The organism is Pseudomonas artemisiae (assembly GCF_057128685.1).
This window is the reverse complement of the sequence record NZ_JBSKHS010000003.1, coordinates 275,521-294,334: the sequence shown is the minus strand read 5'-3', so window position 1 is coordinate 294,334 and position 18,814 is coordinate 275,521. Positions and strand designations below refer to the sequence as shown.

The window sequence follows — 18,814 nt, the reverse complement described above, 5'->3', positions numbered from 1 at the left end:
TAGGGGCCACCATCGGCGCGAACCACGGTAGACGTGTACAAATCCGATCCAGCGACTTGTACAAAAGCCACCACAGGTCTCGCAGATAGTCCGGGTACCAGCCCGGATGCCCCTGCTGGTCTCATTTCTTCAAAGTAAGGGCCACGGCTTGCAAGCCGCTACCCACGTTTACGCCGTAACCAGGCTGGCGGGCCCGGGTACGGCGCTTGTACGTGCAGCTGGTGTATCAGATACCGCTTTGCAGCAGCATGTTACGAACGTGGCCGATGGCTTTTGTCGGGTTCAAACCCTTGGGGCATACGCTCACGCAGTTCATGATCCCACGGCAACGGAAGACACTGAATGGGTCGTCCATGGCCGCCAAACGCTCGCTGGTGCGGGTATCACGGCTATCCGCCAAGAAGCGATAGGCCTGCAACAATGCCGCGGGGCCCAGGAACTTGTCTGGGTTCCACCAGAAGGACGGGCAGGACGTCGAGCAGCAAGCGCACAGGATGCACTCGTACAGGCCATCGAGTTTTTCACGATCTTCCGGAGTTTGCAGACGTTCTATAGCCGGCGCGGGGGTATCGTTCTGCAGGAACGGCTTCACCTTCTCGTACTGCTTATAGAAGATGCTCATATCCACGACCAAGTCACGGATAACCGGCAGGCCCGGTAGCGGACGCAGGATCAGCGTGTTGCCCTTGACCGCGGCCGACAGCGGCGTGATGCACGCCAGGCCGTTCTTGCCGTTGATGTTCATACCGTCGGAGCCACACACCCCTTCACGGCAGGAGCGACGATAAGAGAAACCCTCGTCCTGCTCCTTGATGAGCGCAAGCACGTCGAGCACCATCAGGTCCTTGCCGCCGGTATCGACCTGGAAGTCGATCATCTTCGGCGCGGCATCCTGGTCCGGGTTGTAACGATAAACACTGACTTGCAACATAGCGGTCATCACCCTTAGTAGGTACGGACTTTAGGTTCGAAAGTCGGCACGGTTTTCGGCGAGAAGTTAACGGCCCGCTTGGCGACTCGTTTCTCACCCGGGAAGTACAGGGTGTGGCACAGCCAGTTCTCGTCGTCGCGGTCTTCGTAGTCTTCACGTGCATGGGCACCACGCGATTCCTTGCGCTCCTCGGCCGCGATAGCGGTGGCCTCGGCGACTTCCAGCAAGTTTTGCAACTCCAGCGCCTCGATACGGGCGGTGTTGAAACCCTGGCTCTTGTCGTTGATCTTTACATTACCGATTCGTTCACGCAGGGACGCCAGCTGATCAATACCCTTTTGCATGTATTCGCCGGTACGGAACACCCCGAAGTAGTTCTGCATGCAGCTTTGCAGCTCGCGCCGCAGCGTGGCCACGTCCTCGCCGGTGGTGCGCTCGTTCAAGCCGCTCAGACGAGCCAGTGCAACCTCCACGTCAGTGGAGCTGGCATTGCGGTATTCGATACCATCGCTAAGGGCTTTTTCCAGGTGCAGACCGGCGGCGCGGCCGAAGACCACCAGGTCAAGCAGCGAGTTGCCACCCAAGCGATTGGCGCCGTGTACGGATACGCAGGCCACTTCACCCACTGCGAACAGGCCAGGGATGATGGTGTCGGTGCCGCTGGCGTCCTGGGTGATCGCCTGGCCATGAATGTTGGTGGCCACGCCGCCCATCATGTAGTGGCACGTTGGGACAACCGGTACCGGCGCAACCACGGGGTCGACATGGGCGAAAGTCTTGGACAGCTCGCAGATCCCTGGCAGGCGGCTATGCAGCACTTCCTCGCCCAGGTGATCGAGCTTGAGCATTACATGGTCACCGTCCGGGCCACAGCCATTGCCGGCGATGATTTCCTTGACCATGGAGCGAGCAACCACATCGCGGCCGGCCAGGTCCTTGGCGTTGGGCGCATAGCGCTCCATGAACCGCTCGCCATGCTTGTTGATCAGGTAACCACCCTCGCCTCGGCAACCTTCGGTGACCAGTACACCTGCCCCGGCGATGCCGGTTGGGTGGAACTGCCACATTTCGATGTCCTGCACCGGAACACCCGCGCGCAGGGCCATGCCCACGCCATCACCGGTATTGATCAGGGCATTGGTGGTGGACGCATAGATACGCCCGGCCCCACCGGTGGCCAATACGGTGGCCTTGGAGCGGATGTAAACGGTTTCACCGGTTTCGATGCAGATGGCGATAACGCCCACGAAGGCGCCGTCCTGGTTCTTCACCAGGTCGACCGCATACCACTCGTTGAGGAAGGTGGTGCCGGCCTTCAGGTTACCCTGGTACAGGGTGTGCAGCAGCGCATGGCCGGTACGGTCGGAGGCCGCGCAGGTACGTGCGGCCTGGCCGCCCTTGCCGAAGTCCTTGGATTGGCCACCGAACGGGCGCTGGTAGATACGGCCGGTTTCGGTACGGGAGAATGGCAGGCCCATGTGGTCCAGCTCGAAGACCGCGGCCGGGCCTTCCTGGCACATGTATTCGATTGCGTCCTGGTCACCGATGTAGTCCGACCCCTTTACGGTGTCGTACATATGCCAACGCCAGTCATCGTTCGGGTCCGCTGAAGCGATCGCGCAGGTGATCCCGCCCTGGGCCGATACGGTGTGGGAACGGGTTGGGAATACCTTGGTGACCACTGCGGTCTTGTGGCCGCCCTGGGCCAGTTGCAGCGCGGCACGCATGCCAGCACCGCCACCACCAATGATGATGGCGTCGTAATTGAGCGTACGAATGTTGGACATGGATCAAATACCCCAGAGAATCTGCACACCCCAGACGAAGTAGGCGAACATTGCGACGCCACATACCGCCTGGAACAGGAAACGCACGACAGTCGCCGACTTGCCCAGCGCCATGGGCGTGAGGTAGTCGGTGGAGATGGTCCACATGCCGACCCAGGCGTGAGCGCTCAGGGCCACGAGGGACAGCAAGCTGAAGATACGCATCCAGTTGTTGGAGAACAGGGCATGCCACTGGGCATAGTTCAGGCCTGGGTGAGCTACCATGTAGCCGATCAGGAAGATGAAATATACCGCGAGAACAACGGCCGAAACCCGCTGTGCCATCCAGTCGTAAAGGCCCGAACGGGACAGGTTAGTGACATTGGTTACCATATCCAGACTCCCGCCAGAACGATCAGCACTACGGAAACGACGATCACGATCTTCGAGCCCAGCTTGCCGCCCTCGAGCGTCTCGCCTACGCCAGTGTCCATGATCAGGTGGCGTACGCCGGCCACCAGATGATAAAGCAGAGCGGAGAGTAGGCCCCACATCACAAGCTTGGCCAGCGGACTGGTCAGATACGCCTTCACCTCGCCAAAGCCTTCCTCGGACTCCAGCGATTTGCCCAGCGCGTAGAGCGCGATGGCAATGCCGACGAACAGGATGACACCGGAAACGCGATGGAGAATGGACGTGTAAGCAGTGACGGGGAGTTTGATGGTCCTTAGGTCTAGGTTTACAGGTCGTTGGCTATTCACGGCTTTTTTCACACTGAAGAGCCCCCAGCTAGCAGGGCAAAGTTGTAGGGAAGTGTACTGGTCAGGTACCCACACCCGGGGAATGACGACGACAGCGGAACGGGCCAAAAAGCCCCTGACGGTCGGAGGCCGAGTATAGACAGTTAGGCTACTAATGACAACGTAAAGGACTGTTCCACAATACGCATTGCAACACCTGGGCAAAAGGCGTAAACGGCATTGAAAAGAATAGAAAAGGCAGCACTCTCAAGGCCCTGCGGCAGGGTTTTGGCAAATTGACTTTAGGATTTATCACACTATAGTGGTGCGGGCCCTGCGTGGGGGGTCTGTCTGATGATTTGAAGCATTAATAGGAGGCCACATGGCTGACAAAAAAGCGCAGTTGATCATCGAGGGCGCAGCCCCCGTCGACCTGCCGATTTTAACCGGCACCGTTGGTCCCGAAGTTATCGACGTGCGGTCCCTGACAAACACCGGCCGCTTCACCTTCGACCCTGGCTTCATGTCCACCGCCTCGTGCGAGTCGAAGATTACCTACATCGACGGCGACAAGGGCATCTTGCTCCACCGCGGCTACCCTATCGAGCAGCTCGCCGAACAATCCGATTACCTCGAAACCTGCTACCTCTTGCTCAATGGCGAACTGCCAAATGCCGAGCAGAAAGCCAAGTTTGTCAGCAACGTCAAGAATCACACCATGGTTCATGAACAGCTGAAGACGTTCTTCAACGGTTTCCGCCGTGACGCCCACCCTATGGCTATCATGTGTGGCGTGGTGGGTGCCCTCTCGGCGTTCTATCACGACTCCCTGGACATCAAGAACCCGCAACACCGTGAGATCTCGGCCATTCGCCTGGTGGCCAAGATGCCTACCCTGGCGGCGATGGTATACAAGTACTCCATGGGCCAGCCCATGATGTACCCGCGCAACGACCTGTCCTATGCAGAGAACTTCCTGCATATGATGTTCAACACGCCGTGCGAGATCAAACCGATCAGCCCTGTGCTGGCGCGCGCCATGGATCGGATCTTTATCCTCCATGCCGACCACGAACAGAACGCCTCTACCTCTACCGTGCGCCTGGCAGGCTCCTCCGGGGCCAACCCTTTCGCCTGTATCGCCGCAGGCATCGCGGCGCTCTGGGGCCCCGCCCACGGTGGCGCCAACGAGGCGGTGCTGGCGATGCTCGACGAGATCGGTGATGTGTCCAACATCGAGACCTACATCGCCAAGGCCAAGGACAAGGACGATCCATTCAAACTCATGGGCTTCGGCCATCGGGTATACAAGAACTTCGATCCGCGCGCCACGGTGATGAAGCAAACCTGTGACGAAGTGTTGGCCGAACTGGGTATCACCAATGATCCTCAGTTGGAACTGGCTATGCGGCTGGATGAAATCGCGCGTAACGATCCTTATTTCAAGGAGCGCAATCTTTATCCAAACGTAGACTTCTACTCAGGCATTATTCTGAAGGCTATTGGTATTCCAACCAGTATGTTCACTGTGATCTTCGCACTGGCGCGCACAGTGGGCTGGATTTCACATTGGAAAGAAATGCTTTCAAGCCCGTACAAGATTGGCCGCCCGCGCCAACTTTATACCGGTGAAACACAGCGCGATGTAAAATCGCTTGAAACACGTTAAGTTTCTGACTTAACCGTTTCAGTTATAAGAAAGGCCACCTGTTCGGTGGCCTTTTTATGCAGAGTCAAGGCTGTTCGGCACGCGCCTTGAGGTTTTTCAGTGTATTGAAGGGTGCGTCCACCACAAACTTATTGGCAATCATCGAAGGTACGCTACCACCGGGTTCGGTGTGTACCTGGTAGGTCACCACCGTAACGCCAGGGCCTTTGGGTTCCAACTTCCAGTACCCGTCTACCTCTGCCACTCGCACGAAGCCTTTTTCCTCAGGCAGGTATTTGGGTACCCCCTTAAGGGTGCGGGTAACAGCGCCGTCCTGGTTCACCTCAGTGGTTACCTCGATAACGGAATCGCGCGGTGTTACCGGCCAGGGGGTGTTGAACTGGCTATAGGTCCAACTTTTGGCGCCTTCGACCTTTAGTAACTTTTGCAGTTTGCATTCGTGAATCCACGCGCAGGCGCCGCTAGCGTCCTCCTGCAAGGCCCGCACCTTGGCCAGGCTGGCATTGATGGTGGCAACGCCCTTATAGGCCTTGTAATCCGAGCCCGACACTTTGCTCAGGGAGACCTCGATGCCGTTTTCCTGCTTGGCTACCTCCCAGGTTTCGGCCTGCGCCTGCGCAACCAGTAGGGGAAGCACACACAGTGCGGCCAGTCGATACATCGCTCTCATGATTTTTCCTTTTTGTTAACGAGATGGCGGTGGTTTATCCGCGCCCCTTCGTCTCCCCTTCTAGCCAGCCGAGCACACGCATGGCTTCGTCGTCATCGCTGCCGCAAATGGCTGAGTCTGCCTTGAACGCACCGCAGACCGCCGGACGCTCCGGTTGCCCAAATAGCTTGCAAAGGTTATCAGCGCCCAACTGAATGCAGCGCATACCCGCGGGTTTACCCAACGGCATGCCAGGTATGGGGGACGAAATGGAAGGGGCGATGCAGCAAGCCCCACAGCCAGCGCGGCACAGCATGGTCAGGCGACTCCAAAGGGCAGAAGCGAACAGGGTAATGCCCCGCGATACTAACGCTGTAAACGGCCGTTTGAAACTGCTGCTGGCGCTGCTGGTACCCAGCTACTGGCGAAATTTGAAGTCCAAGGCCGCGCCTTCGACGTCCCGGCGGTTTTCACTGCGCAACTGCAAGTCCATTTCATTGGTCAACAAGCGTCCATCGAGCTGGAACGGCTCAGCGTTGGTTTTGGGGCCAAAAAGGGACGGCAGTAGGGGTTTACCCTCGGTGCCTTGGGCGACTTTCGCTTTGGAAGTAGCCTGCTGGCCGGGGGGTTGCAGCTTGTCAACCATGTCTTTTGGCAGCGTGAGGTCGATTTTCGCAGGGGGTACACCGTTAGCAATCACATCGGCCTTTTTACGGGATTTGCTTTTCGCCGCGGCTTTACCCGTACTCTGGGAACGCTTGGTAGCGGTTTTTTTCGAGGCTTGGGCAGGCTTGGCCTTGGCGCCCCCGGGCTTGCCAGGCTTTGTCGTAGCATCCGTAGCAGACGCGGGCAGCGCCTTAGGTGCCGCGATAGGCGCGCCAAGCTCAAAGGCGGCCGATGCTGCCATTGAAACGGGCGTTACGCCCCACAAGGGCACGGTTAGCGTTAATGCAAGCAGCGCGGGCTTTAAGTGCCTCATGATAGAACCACCACCCCTGGTCATACACCCTATGCTCCCTCTGGCCAACGCCGTTGGCAAGTAGGCGTGTTCGTTAAATATGACCTTTGGTTACCACACACTGTTCCCAGCGTCTTCGCACAGCTGTGTAGCCAGTACCCCTAGGGTCATCAATGCGCGTTCAGCCTCGCGATTCCATGGAATCCCACAGTTGAGGCGAATACAGTGATTGAACTGCTCTGTATTGCTGAAGATCATCCCAGGCGCGATGCTAATCCCCTGTTCCAAGGCCCGTACGTGTAAATCCTGCGTGTTCACCCGCCCCGGCAGGCTGACCCACAGAATGAACCCCCCCAGGGGGCGCGTCATCTGAGTGCCTTCTGGAAAGTGCTGTTGTACCGCCAGTTGATAGGCAGTGAGGTTCTTGCGGTACTCTTGGCGAATATGCCGCAGGTGCCGGTCGTAACCGCCGTTTTCCAGGTAACTGGCGATCGCCATCTGGGTGACGCTGCAGGCCGAATGGGTACTAAAGGTCTGCAGGCGTTGAATCTCAGGCTGATGCTTGCCCGCGATCATCCAGCCAATACGCACACCGGGCGACAGGGTTTTGGAAAAGCTCGAGCAATAGATAACCTGGCCCTGGCGATCATAGGCCTTGAGGGCTTTATGCCGGCCTTGGTCGAACATCAGCTCGCCATGAATATCGTCTTCAATCAGCTGAATGTTGAAGTCGCCGGTCAGCCGCAATAGTTGTTTCTGCCGTTCCTCGGGCACTACCCCACCTAAGGGGTTACTCAAACGGGAAGTGACCATCAAAGCCTTGATCGACCACTGGTTGGCGGCCAGTTGCAAGGCTTCCAGGCTGATACCGGTGTTAGGGTCGCTGGGGATCTCAATTACCTTCAGCCCTAACAGGTCGGCCAATTGCAATAGCCCGTAATAGGTAGGCGATTCCGCCGCGATCAAGTCTCCAGGCCGGGTGACCGTGCGCAGGGCCATCTGCAAGGCGTCGACACACCCATGGGTGATCACAACGTCGGCAGGGTCCACTACTACGCCGGCGTCACGCATGCGAATCGCGATCTGCCGACGAAGCGGCTCGTAGCCAGGGCTGAACATGTAGCTAAACGCGCGAGGGCTTTGGAAGCGGGTGACCTTGGCAATCTGCTGGTGCAACGCCCGCACTGGCAAATACTCCACATGGGGCACCGCGGCGCCTAGCGCAAATACGCCGTCGCGACGGGATTCATCCAGCACTTGTTGAATGATACTACTGCGGGTGACCAGCCCAGGCCGCTCTACCCGGGCGATATCGGGCGTAGGCGCGGTGAGGGCGGGTGTTTGGTGAACATAATAGCCCGACTGCGGCCGCGCGCGAATAAGGCCCTGATCTTCGAGGTTGGCGTAGGCCTGCAACACCGTGGCATGACTGACGTTGAGCTGGGCGCTCATCTTGCGCACTGAAGGTACGCGTTCACCGGGCTGGTAGACGCCTTTTTGGATATCGGCGGCCAACTGTTTGGCGATGCGTTGGTACAACAACAGGTTGGTCATCGGCGCGGCCACTTCGGCAATGAAGCACTGCAACAGTTATGAACTGTATGGGAACAGTTCGCTCAATGCGCGAAGAATAACGTGCAACGCCAGTCATTGCGACTGGCAAAGGCCGGCGCACGGGCAGTGCCCGGCGCCTGCCCATGGCCTGATATTAACGCTTCTGACCCAAAACCCCGTCACGGTCGGAAATCACGACTTCCACCCGGCGATTGAGCGCCCTGCCCCGCTCAGTGGCATTGGCCTCTACAGGATACTGATCCCCATACCCCTCCACTTCGATACGCCTTTCTTCCACACCCAGGTCAACCAGCATATCGGCCACGGCCTGAGCACGATCACGCGATAACTTAAGGTTGTCCGCCGCCATGCCGGTACTGTCGGTGTAGCCCTCGATGCGTATCGCGCGCTTTGGATTGACCTGCAGGAACTGCACGAGCTTGAGCACTGTGCGATTCGCCGCAGGCTTGAGGTCCGCTTCGCCAGTGTCGAACAGCACGTCCCCCAGCGTGAGTACCAGGCCACGATCGGCATCGGTGGTGGTCAAGGCCAACAGCTGCTCTTCGAGCCACTGGCCCTGGCGCTGCACGCTTACCAGTTTGGATTCGCGCAGCGCCAGCTGAAGCCGCTCCCGTTCCAACGCCTGACGCTGGATTTTTTCCTGGTTGATACCCACTTCGCCGTGGGCCATGGCGATGTCACTGTAGCGAGTACTCAGGTAAGCGTAGTGAAGCACGTCGTCTTGGGCGCCCCAATAACCGGACAGCCGCTCGGCACGTGCCAGGGATTCCCCCGCCCGAATCACATCCTTGGGCGCGAAACGCAGAACCTGGGTATTGTCCCGCACGCCTTGGAAGCGCGCCGAGGCCTGGGCCAGGGCATCCTCGGTGTTATGGCTGGCACAACCGGACACTACACCGGCCAGGCAGGCGCTGATCGCCAGCGCCAGATAGCTATGCACGCGGGTCATTGCGTATCTCCCAACTGCTTGTGCAGGCGCTGGATACGGGCGTTGACCTGGGCCAATTGTTCGCTGCTTTTACGTGACAGCTCGTTGGCCTCCGCCAGGCGAGCATCGAGTTCGGCCTGCTCAAGGGCCATGCGCGCGGCTTTATTGTGTTGGCCAGCCATGTCCGCACGGGCCTGTGCTGTTTTGGCCAGCGCTTCGGCCAGGGGCGATATGGTATCGGCAGCGCCCACGGCCCGGGCCTGGTCGATGGCCTGCTCGGTCAGCTTCAGCTGTTCGTCCGGTGCCGGCGCCGTGGCGCAGCCAGCCAGGGCCATCAGCACCCCGGCGAAGATCACTCGCTTATTCACACCGCATTCCTACTCATTTAGTAACCAAAAAGTAAAAGATGATGCCAGTTCATATCAGGCGCAGCCAGCCCAAAGGCGCCAGCGCGCTTTAAAGGCTGCACATGATCAGTGCACCTCGGTGGCGCTTGCCGCACCGCGCACGAACACGGTGCCGCTGGAGCCGGACATTGGTTCGCTTCTGGGCGAACCAATCCCCCATAGTAAGGGATCCGTGATCGGACCAATCATCGATTGGCCCAGGCCTGGGCCGGGTATTACCCGGCCTTCGGGCTCACTTCCCCTCTCAATTGCGAACCAATTTTCATTGGCACCACTATTGCTACTGCTTTCATACGATCGCCCGCAGGCCTGGCCTGTCGGCCAAGGCTGCATTGAGCGCGTTGCGAGGGGAAGGATGGAAAGGTTCGAGAGCCACACCTCACAGGATGCGACGTCAAAGCTGGCACTGGATGCATTGCGCCAGATGATCGCCCAGCACGCAGCCTTTCCCCAGCGGCCGCTGCCTACCGAGCGGGAATTGGCCGCCGAATTCGCCGTCAGCCGCCGCGCCATTCGCCGTGCGTTGGCCGTTTTGGAAGCCGAAGGCCAGATCTGGCGCAGGCAAGGTAAAGGCACGTTTGTAGGCCCTACCCCACCAAGCGCGGCCATGAGTTTCGCCAAACTATCGAGCCGAACCAATTTCACTGAGGTCATGGAAGCCCGGCTGCACCTGGAGCCTGCGCTGGCCTCCCTCGCCGCCCTGCGCGCCAGTGGTGAGCAGATGGCGATCCTGCGCCGGCTCACCGAACGCACTACCGGCCAGCAAGGGGCCGTGGAGGTGGACCCTGACAGCCTAGAACTGTGGGACAGCGCCTTGCACCGAGGCATCGCAGAAGCGGCCGGCAACCGTCTACTGCTGGATATCTTCGAAATGCTCGATGCGATTCGCCTAGACCCTGCCTGGCGCCATCTGCGCCAGCGGGCCCGTAACAGCGACCGCCTGACGACCTATAGCCACGACCACGACGACATTGTTCAGGCTATCGAGCAGCGCGACCCCATCAAGGCGGCAACCGCAATGCGCAGTCATTTGAGGGCGCTGCAACACGCGCTCGATAACGTCATTCATCACGACCTGGAGGCTAGCGCATGAGCCAGCAATCCCCCGCCGCCGGGCGGCCTGTATTAAGCGTAAGCGACCTGACCGTACGCTTTAAAGGCGCGCCCGCCAACGTAGTGGATGGCGTGTCGTTTTCCGTACAGCCCGGCCAAACCCTGGCCATCGTCGGTGAATCGGGGTGCGGCAAGAGCGTAACCTCCATGGCGCTGATGGGCTTGCTACCCGACACCGCCCAGGTGACTGCCAGCGCCTCTGACCTGCTAGGCGAACCTTTGCTGGGAATGCCTGCGCAGCGCCTGCTGGGCATACGTGGCAATCGCATGGCGATGATTTTTCAGGAGCCGATGACCTCCCTGAACCCGGTGTTTACCATCGGTGATCAGATCGCCGAAAGCGTGATGCGCCACCAGGGCCTGAGCCAGGCGGCGGCCCGCCAACGCGCCTTGCAGATGCTGGAGAAAGTGCGTGTGCCGGATGCCGCGCGGCGCCTGGAGGCTTACCCCCATGAGTTGTCCGGGGGCATGCGCCAGCGGGCGATGATCGCCATGGCGTTGGCCAACGACCCGGCGCTGATCATCGCCGATGAACCCACCACCGCCCTGGACGTGACCATACAGGCCCAAATTCTGGCCCTAACGGGCAACCTGCAGGCTGAAACCGGTACCTCTATGATCCTGATCACCCATGACCTGGGGGTAGTCGCCGAAGTCGCCGATCAGGTCATGGTCATGTATGCCGGCCAGGTGGTTGAAAGCGGCTCGGTCAAGGCCCTGTTCGATGATCCACAGCACCCTTACACCATTGGCCTGATGGGCTCGATGCCCTCCATCGGCCCTCGCGAAGGCCGCCTGGCAACCATCAACGGGCGCGTTCCAACACCTGCCGAGATGCCCAGCGGCTGCCGCTTCGCCGGGCGTTGCCCGTTCGTTATCGACGCCTGCCGACAAGCGCGCCCACCCTTGTTGGAGCTCTCCCCTGGGCATAGCGCTGCCTGCATCCGAGCCCCCCTTGAACTGCACCTGGGAGCCAGCGCATGAGCCGAACCGACCACACTATCGCACCACAGGCAGATGCCGCCAAACCCATCCTCGAAAGCATCGCGGTGAGCAAGCATTTCGGGACCGCGCAAGGTTTTCTACAACGCAAAAAGCCGCCAGTACAGGCCGTAAATGAAGTATCCCTGGCCGTGCGACGGGGCGAAACCCTGGCGCTGGTGGGCGAGTCCGGCTCGGGCAAATCAACCCTTGGCCGGCTGCTACTGAACCTGCTCAAGCCCACCGCTGGCGATGTGATCTACGAGGGCCGCAACCTGGGCAACCTGGCGCCAGAAAAACTGCGCCAAGTGCGCCGTGACTTGCAGATCATCTTCCAAGACCCCTTCGCCTCGCTGAACCCGCGCATGAGCGTAGAGGCTATCGTGGGTGAGCCGATCTGGCTGCACCGTGACGACAGCCGTAGCGCGCGCCAGGACAAGGTAGCCGAACTGCTGCGCACGGTGGGCCTGGCACCGGAACACGGCGGGCGCTATCCCCATGAGTTTTCCGGCGGCCAGCGCCAGCGCATCGGCATTGCCCGGGCCCTGGCGTCCGAACCGCGGCTGATCCTTGGGGATGAACCGGTGTCGGCGCTGGACGTGTCGGTACAGGCCCAGGTGGTCAACCTGCTGGAAGACCTCAAGCATCAGTTCGGCCTGACCCTGGTCATCGTTGCCCACGGCCTTGCGGTCATTCGCCATATGAGCGATCGGGTGGCGGTAATGTACCTGGGTGAGATCGTCGAGCTGGCGCCCGTCAACGCGCTCTTTGATACCCCCCTGCACCCCTATACCCAGGCGCTGATGGCCGCGGTGCCGGTCAGCCACCCAGATTTGCGCCAGGCCCGCCCCGTGCTGGGCGGGGACATGCCAAGCCCTAGTCAGCCGCCCTCCGGTTGCCGTTTCCATACCCGCTGCCCGCACGCCCGCGCGCTGTGCAAGGCGGTCAAGCCTGTCTTCGAACCGGTGGCGGGCGGGCGGCAAGTGGCTTGCCATTTCTGGCGGGAGATCGCCAACGCCGGTGGCGATGCCCTGATCGCGCCCGCGCCCAGCGCGGCCTACACCCAGCGCCTGAATCTATTCAAACACCATCAAGCCCTAGCCTTGGAGAGTCAGCCATGAAAGTCGCCCACCTGATGACAGGAACGCTCCTACTGCTGGCCGCCAATGCCGCCATCGCCGAGACCACCCTGCGCATCGGCATCCAGGATGATCCGGATGTGCTCGACCCGCACCGCTCCCGCACGTACTCAGGCCGGCTGGTGTACACCGCGCTGTGCGACAAGCTGGTGGACGTAAGCCCCCAGCTTGAGTACCTGCCTCAGCTGGCTACTGCCTGGGCCTGGAGCGCCGATGGCAAAACCCTGACCATGACCCTGCGCGAAGGGGTGACCTTCCACGATGGCGAGGCCTTCGACGCGGCAGCGGTGAAGTTCAACCTTGACCGGGCGCGTACCCTGCCGGACTCTCTGCGCAAGAGCGAACTGGCCTCGGTGGACAGCGTAGAGGTGATAGACCCGAAAACCGTGGCGATCAAGGTCAAGCAAGCGGACGCCACCTTGATTTCTCAACTTTCCGACCGCGCCGGCATGATGCTCGCGCCCAAGGCTTCGGCCACGGATGTGGCGGCCAAACCGGTGTGCTCCGGCCCCTATAAGTTCGTTCAACGGGTTCAGCAAGACCGTATCGTGCTCGAACGCTTCGATAACTATTGGAACAAGCAGGCCTATCACTTCGACAAAGTAATCTTCTTGCCCATCCCCGACACCTCGGTACGCCTGGCCAACCTGCGCTCAGGGGACCTGGATATCATCGAGCGGGTGGCACCCACGGACGTCAAGACCGCCAAGGCCGACAGCAAGCTGCAGGTGTTCAACACCCCTGGACTTGGCTACATGCAGTTGGTGTACAACGTAGGCAACGGCGAGCGGGCCAAAACGCCAATGGGCCAGGATGCGCGCGTGCGCAAGGCGTTCGAGCTGGCCATCGACCGTGATGCCATCAACCAGGTGGTGTTCGAAGGCCTGTATACGCCTAGTGCTCAACCCTTCCCCAGCAGCAGCCCCTACTACGATAAAACCCTGCCCATCCCGGCCCGAAACGTGGAGCAAAGCAAGAAACTGCTGGCCGAAGCTGGCGTGAAGCTGCCGTTGAGCATTGACCTTAAGGTTGCCAACAACCCCATTGCCCAGCAGGTGGGGCAAATCATCCAGGCGATGACGGAAGAGGCAGGGTTCAAGGTCAACCTGATTGCCACGGAATACGCCACGCTGCTCAGCGAGCAAGGGGCAGGCAACTTCCAGATTGGCATGAGTGCCTGGTCGGGGCGGCCTGATCCCGACGGCGATATTCACCAATTCGTGACCTGCAAGGGCGCCCAGAACGACGGCAAGTTCTGCGACCCGAAGCTTGATGAGTTGCTGGACAAGGCGCGCACCGTGAACGACCAGGGCCAACGCCAGGCACTGTACAACCAGGCCCTACGCTTGCTGGCCAGTGATGTACCCACCAGCTACCTGTACTTCGACCCGCGCATCATTGCCATGAGCACCAAGCTGACTGGCTTCGTGCCTAACCCGGACGGCCTGATCCGGCTTGCCGACATGGCCTTCAAATGAGCCACGCCCCGCGCTTCGAGGAGCCAACATGCTGACGTTTATCCTCCGACGGTTGCTCAGTGCCATCCCCACATTGATTCTGGTGTCGCTGTTCGTGTTCACCCTGCAAAAACTGCTGCCCGGCGATCCCGTTTTGGCCATGGCAGGCGAAGAGCGTGACCCGGCAGTGATGGAATACCTGAGGGAGAAATACCGCCTCAATGACCCGGTGCCGCTGCAGTACATCCATTGGGTCGGCAGCGTGCTGCAGGGCGACTTCGGCACGTCGTTGCGCACCGAGCAGCCGGTGACCACACTGTTGGCGTCGAAGCTGCCAGTGACCCTGGAGCTGGCGGTATTGGCGTTGCTCATCGCGCTACTGATCGGCCTGCCCACTGGGGTGATCTCGGCGGTACGCAAAGGCACCGCGGTGGACTACGGGGCTAACGTCGTGGCGCTGTCGGGGATCTCCATCCCGCACTTCTGGCTGGGGATCTTGCTGATCCTGGTGTTCGCGGTGAAGTTGCAGTGGCTGCCGGCATCGGGGTTTGTGCCGCTGGGCGAGGACCTGGGGCAGAACCTCAAAACCCTGATCCTCCCGGCTTTCGTGCTCGGGGCCGGGCTATCTGGGGTACTGATGCGCCATACCCGCAGTGCCATGCTTGAAGTGCTGCGTGCCGATTACGTGCGTACGGCGCGGGCCAAGGGCCTACTGCCACGGGCGGTGATCCTCAAGCATGCCCTGCGCAACGCGCTGATGCCTATCGTAACCCTGACCACGCTGTTGTTTGGGGAGCTGCTGGGTGGCGCGGTGCTGACCGAGCAGGTATTTAGCATCCCAGGTTTCGGCAAGATGATCGTCGATGCGGTATTCAACCGCGACTACGCCGTGGTGCAGGGCGTGGTGCTGTGCGTGGCGGTGGGCTTTCTACTGCTGAACCTGCTGGCCGATGTGCTGTACCGGATGATAAACCCGCGTTTGAGGACGGCCTGATGACTGCGACCCTGACCCCTGCTGCAAGCCTCGTCGACGTTGCGCCCATCCCCCGTACACGCTCACCCTTCGTGCGCAAGTTTCTCGCCAACAAGGGCGCGGTACTGGGCCTGGCGGTGCTACTGGTGTTTGTCCTTGCCGCGCTTCTGGCGCCGTGGATCGCCCCTTACGACCCGCTGAAGGCGAATTTTCTGGCGGTGCGCAAAGCGCCGTCGATGCTGTACTGGCTGGGCACCGACGAACTGGGGCGGGACTTGTTCTCGCGTTTGCTGTGGGGCGCGCGCAGTTCGCTGCTCGCGGGCGGCGTGTCGGTGGCCATCGCCATCGTCATAGGCGTGCCCCTAGGGCTGCTGGCCGGTTACTTTGGCGGCAAGCTGGACGCGGTGATCTCACGCATTATGGAAGCGCTATTGTCATGCCCGTTTCTGGTACTGGCGATCGCTCTGGGGGCGTTTTTAGGGCCCAGCCTCACCAACGCAATGATCGCCATCGGCCTGTCAGCCATGCCGATCTTCGCCCGGCTGACCCGCGGCCAGGTACTGGCGATCCGTCATGAAGATTACCTGGAAGGCGCTCGCGCCATCGGCTTGCCAGACCGCTGGATCATCTGGCGGTATGTGCTGCCGAACGTGCTCTCGCCCCTGGTGGTGCAAGCAACGCTGACCATTGCCTCGGCGATCCTGGCCGAAGCCAGCCTGTCCTTTCTAGGCCTGGGGCAGCAACCGCCCTCGCCGTCCTGGGGCTCGATGCTCAATACCGCGAAGAACTTCATGGAGCAGGCACCCTGGATGTCCATCGCGCCAGGCGTGGCGATCTACATCACCGTGTTGTGTTTCAATCTGCTGGGCGATGGCTTGCGTGACGCCCTGGACCCTAAAAGCTGACCCCTTGCCAAAGAGACGACCCTATGTTCGATGATCTGGATTACCGCCAACCCTACCCCTCGGCCCGCTCGCCGGTGATGGGCAGCAATATGGTGGCCTGTTCTCAGCCGCTGGCCGCCCAGGCCGGGCTAGACATGCTGCGCAAGGGTGGCAACGCCGTGGACGCCGCCATCGCCGCCGCCATGGTGCTGACCGTGGTGGAACCCACCGGTTGCGGTATTGGCAGCGACGCCTTTGCCATCGTTTGGGACGGTGAGCGCCTACAGGGCTTGAATGCCTCGGGCCGGTCACCCAAGGCCTGGACCCCGGAACACTTCGCCGGGCACACTCAGATGCCTCAGCGGGGCTGGGGGGCGGTTACGGTGCCAGGCGCAGTATCGGCGTGGGTGGCGTTGTCGGAACGCTACGGCAAGCTGCCGTTTGAAACCCTTGCGCAGCCAGCCATTGGTTACGCCCGGGACGGTTACCAGGTGACCCCGATCATCGCTGAACTCTGGCGTCGCGGCGGCGCCCTGCTCAAGGATGAACCCGGTTTTGCCGAGTGCTTCCTGCCAGGCGGGCAAGCACCCAAGCCTGGGGAGAAAATCAAGCTCCCCGATCATGCCCGCACGCTCGAATCCATCGCCGAAACCAAGGGGGAGTCCTTCTACCGTGGCAAGCTGGCCCAAGCCATTGTCGCCCATGCCCATATCCACGGCAGCGTGATGAGCCTGGACGACCTGGCCACCCACAGCGTGGACTGGATCGATACCCTGGCCGTGCCCTACGCTGGTGCCGTGGTGCATGAACTGCCACCCAATGGCCAAGGTATCGCTACGTTGGCTGGCCTGAGCATGCTGGAAACGCTTGGGGTGGGTGAACACCCGGTTGATAGCGTGGATACCGTTCACCCGGTACTCGAAGCCATGAAACTGGCCCTGGCGGACCTCAACGAGCACGTAGCCGAGGACGCCCACATGCGTTTGCGGGCCGAACAGCTGCTGGCCCCTGATTACCTGGCCGAGCGTGCCGCGCGGGTCACTGAACAGGCCGCCAACCCTGGCCATGGCGCGCCCAAGGCCGGTGGTACGGTGTACCTGGCCGCGGCGGATGAGAACGGCATGATGGTGTCGTTCATTCAGTCCAACTACATGGGCTTCGGCTCCGGCGTGGTAGTGCCGGGTACCGGGATCAGCCTGCAAAACCGCGGCGCCGGGTTCACCCTCGACCCCGATCACGTTAATACCGTCGCGCCCGGCAAGCGGCCCTTCCACACCATCATCCCAGGCTTCGCAATGAATGCCGACGGCACGCCCTTGATGGCCTTCGGGCTGATGGGCGGGCCGATGCAGGCTCAAGGGCATTTGCAGATGATGATGCGTATTCTGCGCTACAAACAAAACCCCCAAGCCGCTGCCGACGCGCCCCGCTGGCGGATCGAATCCGGCGTAAAGGTCGCCGTGGAACGCAGCTTCGACCCGGCCGTGGTGCAGGCGCTCAAGGCCAAGGGCCACGCTATCGAGGTGGAAGAACCCAGTGGGGTGTTTGCCTTCGGCGGCGCGCAGATCATTCAGCGCACCGAACAGGGCTATGTGGGCGGCACCGACCCACGCAAGGATGGCTTGGTCGCGGCTTACTGAGCCGAACCCTTGGCCTGCTGCTCAAGCTTCCAGCGCTCGGCATTGCGCTGAACAATGGCCTGGATGCCCCCGGATGCGGCCAGCTCGGTCATTTTCTTGGCCAACTGGCCGCGCAGCCAGCCGTCGTTGCAGGCCGAATCCTGAGCGATGGCCAGGTACACCCCGGGGCGGTCCACGGTCAGGGCCTGAGGCTGCAACTGGTCGGTAAAGCCTAGCGCCGCCACTGCCGCACTGCCGGCATAGCGCGGCGCGATGGCGTAGTCGGCCTGCCCCAACATCAACTGCTGCAAGGTACGGGTAAGATTCTCGGCGGTTTTGAGCTGCAGGTGCTCGCTGGCAAAGCTGGCGAACGCAGCCGTTGGGCGGGCCTTGGCCGAGATCAAACCCGCATGCCCGGCCAGGTCCGCAAGCGCGACGTAGCGCGTGGGTGCACCTTGCCGCGACCAGATCAGGTAGTCGTTGAACGCCAAGGGTGGATACACGTAGTCCAAACGGTCCAGGTTGGCTTCGGTCAAGGCAGCATCGGCCAGGATGTCCACCCGCCCATTTCGCACCTCCTCCAGTGCCTGAGAGCGCTTGCCGCTGTACAGCACGTCCACCTTCACGCCCAGTTCGGTCGCTACCTGGTTCAGTACGTCGATGCTGGCGCCAACAAGCCGGTGAGGGTCTGCGGGGTCACGCCAGGCGAAAGGCGGCGCGTCGGGGCTGGCGGTGGCCACCAGGCGCTCACAGCTGCCCGCCCCTAACGCCAGTGAGGGCAGCAGCGTTATACCAGCCAGCCAGCGGAGGGGGATAGGCATATCAAAAACGCTCCAGGGCGGGCTGCTACGCGTGTACCCGCGTTCGTGTGTAGCAGCAAGCCTTGGCCGCGACCGGGTTCACACCGTGGTGAGGCCAGTCGCTGGCAAGCCAGGCTGCTACGCGTGTACCCACGTTCGTGTGCAGCAGCAGGCCTTGGCCGCGACCGGGTTCACACCGTGGTGAGGCCAGTCGCTGGCAAGCCA

Annotated in this window: 19 protein-coding genes; 8 read left to right on the top strand and 11 right to left on the bottom strand. The window is 61.0% G+C overall.

What is annotated here, in order from left to right; translation table 11 throughout:
• Positions 1-226 precede the first annotated feature (226 nt).
• Genes ACWKV4_RS05755 through sdhC form a run of 4 tightly spaced genes read right to left on the bottom strand, consistent with a single transcriptional unit; the run spans position 227 to position 3,470 of the window.
• Complete coding sequence (locus ACWKV4_RS05755) at positions 227-931, bottom strand: succinate dehydrogenase iron-sulfur subunit (protein ID WP_483830647.1); 705 nt, start codon at positions 929-931, stop codon at positions 227-229.
• 14 nt (positions 932-945) lie between these two features.
• Positions 946-2,718, bottom strand: coding sequence for a succinate dehydrogenase flavoprotein subunit (sdhA, locus tag ACWKV4_RS05750; RefSeq protein ID WP_483830648.1), 1,773 nt, complete (start codon positions 2,716-2,718; stop codon positions 946-948).
• Between the two features lie 3 nt (positions 2,719-2,721).
• A complete protein-coding gene (gene sdhD / locus ACWKV4_RS05745; protein ID WP_483830649.1) occupies positions 2,722-3,090 on the bottom strand; it encodes a succinate dehydrogenase, hydrophobic membrane anchor protein in 369 nt (122 codons plus the stop codon).
• Positions 3,084-3,470, bottom strand: coding sequence for a succinate dehydrogenase, cytochrome b556 subunit (sdhC, locus tag ACWKV4_RS05740; RefSeq protein ID WP_483830650.1), 387 nt, complete (start codon positions 3,468-3,470; stop codon positions 3,084-3,086). Before sdhC ends, sdhD begins: the two co-directional genes overlap by 7 nt.
• 349 nt (positions 3,471-3,819) lie before the next feature.
• On the opposite strand from sdhC, the gene gltA reads away from it, so the two are divergent.
• Positions 3,820-5,106, top strand: coding sequence for a citrate synthase (gene gltA / locus ACWKV4_RS05735; RefSeq protein ID WP_483830651.1), 1,287 nt, complete (start codon positions 3,820-3,822; stop codon positions 5,104-5,106).
• Positions 5,107-5,170: 64 nt separating this feature from the next.
• Here the strand turns inward: gltA and ACWKV4_RS05730 are convergent, their stop codons facing one another.
• From ACWKV4_RS05730 to ACWKV4_RS05705, 6 genes are all read right to left on the bottom strand, one after another.
• A complete protein-coding gene (locus ACWKV4_RS05730; RefSeq protein ID WP_483830652.1) occupies positions 5,171-5,776 on the bottom strand; it encodes an START domain-containing protein in 606 nt (201 codons plus the stop codon).
• Positions 5,777-5,810: 34 nt separating this feature from the next.
• Positions 5,811-6,071, bottom strand: coding sequence for a YkgJ family cysteine cluster protein (locus tag ACWKV4_RS05725; protein WP_483830653.1), 261 nt, complete (start codon positions 6,069-6,071; stop codon positions 5,811-5,813).
• Between the two features lie 102 nt (positions 6,072-6,173).
• Positions 6,174-6,662, bottom strand: coding sequence for a translation initiation factor 2 (locus ACWKV4_RS05720; protein ID WP_483830654.1), 489 nt, complete (start codon positions 6,660-6,662; stop codon positions 6,174-6,176).
• 162 nt (positions 6,663-6,824) lie between these two features.
• Entirely contained in the window at positions 6,825-8,267 is a 1,443-nt protein-coding gene (locus ACWKV4_RS05715; RefSeq protein ID WP_483830655.1) for an aminotransferase-like domain-containing protein, read from the bottom strand.
• Positions 8,268-8,421: 154 nt separating this feature from the next.
• Positions 8,422-9,237 (bottom strand): OmpA family protein, encoded by an 816-nt coding sequence (locus ACWKV4_RS05710; protein WP_483830656.1) that lies wholly within the window; start codon positions 9,235-9,237, stop codon positions 8,422-8,424.
• The gene (locus tag ACWKV4_RS05705; protein ID WP_483830657.1) at positions 9,234-9,584 is read right to left on the bottom strand and encodes a DUF4398 domain-containing protein; all 351 of its coding nucleotides are present in this window, start codon (positions 9,582-9,584) and stop codon (positions 9,234-9,236) included. The genes ACWKV4_RS05710 and ACWKV4_RS05705 overlap by 4 nt, the downstream gene beginning before the upstream one ends.
• Positions 9,585-9,978: 394 nt before the next feature.
• Between ACWKV4_RS05705 and ACWKV4_RS05700 the strand changes: the two genes are divergently transcribed.
• The 7 genes from ACWKV4_RS05700 to ACWKV4_RS05670 are packed head-to-tail and all read left to right on the top strand — an operon-like array spanning position 9,979 to position 17,810.
• Complete coding sequence (locus ACWKV4_RS05700) at positions 9,979-10,716, top strand: FadR/GntR family transcriptional regulator (protein WP_483830658.1); 738 nt, start codon at positions 9,979-9,981, stop codon at positions 10,714-10,716.
• The gene (locus ACWKV4_RS05695) at positions 10,713-11,720 is read left to right on the top strand and encodes an ABC transporter ATP-binding protein (RefSeq protein WP_483830659.1); all 1,008 of its coding nucleotides are present in this window, start codon (positions 10,713-10,715) and stop codon (positions 11,718-11,720) included. Before ACWKV4_RS05700 ends, ACWKV4_RS05695 begins: the two co-directional genes overlap by 4 nt.
• On the top strand, positions 11,717-12,838 hold the full coding sequence (locus ACWKV4_RS05690; protein ID WP_483830660.1) for an ABC transporter ATP-binding protein: 1,122 nt from the start codon (positions 11,717-11,719) through the stop codon (positions 12,836-12,838). The genes ACWKV4_RS05695 and ACWKV4_RS05690 overlap by 4 nt, the downstream gene beginning before the upstream one ends.
• Positions 12,835-14,334, top strand: coding sequence for an ABC transporter substrate-binding protein (locus tag ACWKV4_RS05685; RefSeq protein WP_483830661.1), 1,500 nt, complete (start codon positions 12,835-12,837; stop codon positions 14,332-14,334). Before ACWKV4_RS05690 ends, ACWKV4_RS05685 begins: the two co-directional genes overlap by 4 nt.
• Before the next feature lie 28 nt (positions 14,335-14,362).
• Positions 14,363-15,307, top strand: a complete 945-nt coding sequence (locus ACWKV4_RS05680) for an ABC transporter permease (RefSeq protein ID WP_483830662.1) — start codon at positions 14,363-14,365, stop codon at positions 15,305-15,307.
• An 11-nt stretch (positions 15,308-15,318) separates the two neighbouring features.
• Positions 15,319-16,191, top strand: coding sequence for an ABC transporter permease (locus ACWKV4_RS05675; protein ID WP_483830910.1), 873 nt, complete (start codon positions 15,319-15,321; stop codon positions 16,189-16,191).
• A 23-nt stretch (positions 16,192-16,214) separates the two neighbouring features.
• Entirely contained in the window at positions 16,215-17,810 is a 1,596-nt protein-coding gene (locus ACWKV4_RS05670; protein WP_483830663.1) for a gamma-glutamyltransferase family protein, read from the top strand.
• Here the strand turns inward: ACWKV4_RS05670 and ACWKV4_RS05665 are convergent.
• Entirely contained in the window at positions 17,804-18,610 is an 807-nt protein-coding gene (locus ACWKV4_RS05665; RefSeq protein WP_483830664.1) for a substrate-binding periplasmic protein, read from the bottom strand. The two genes, ACWKV4_RS05670 and ACWKV4_RS05665, sit on opposite strands and share 7 nt — an antisense overlap.
• Positions 18,611-18,814 lie beyond the last annotated feature (204 nt).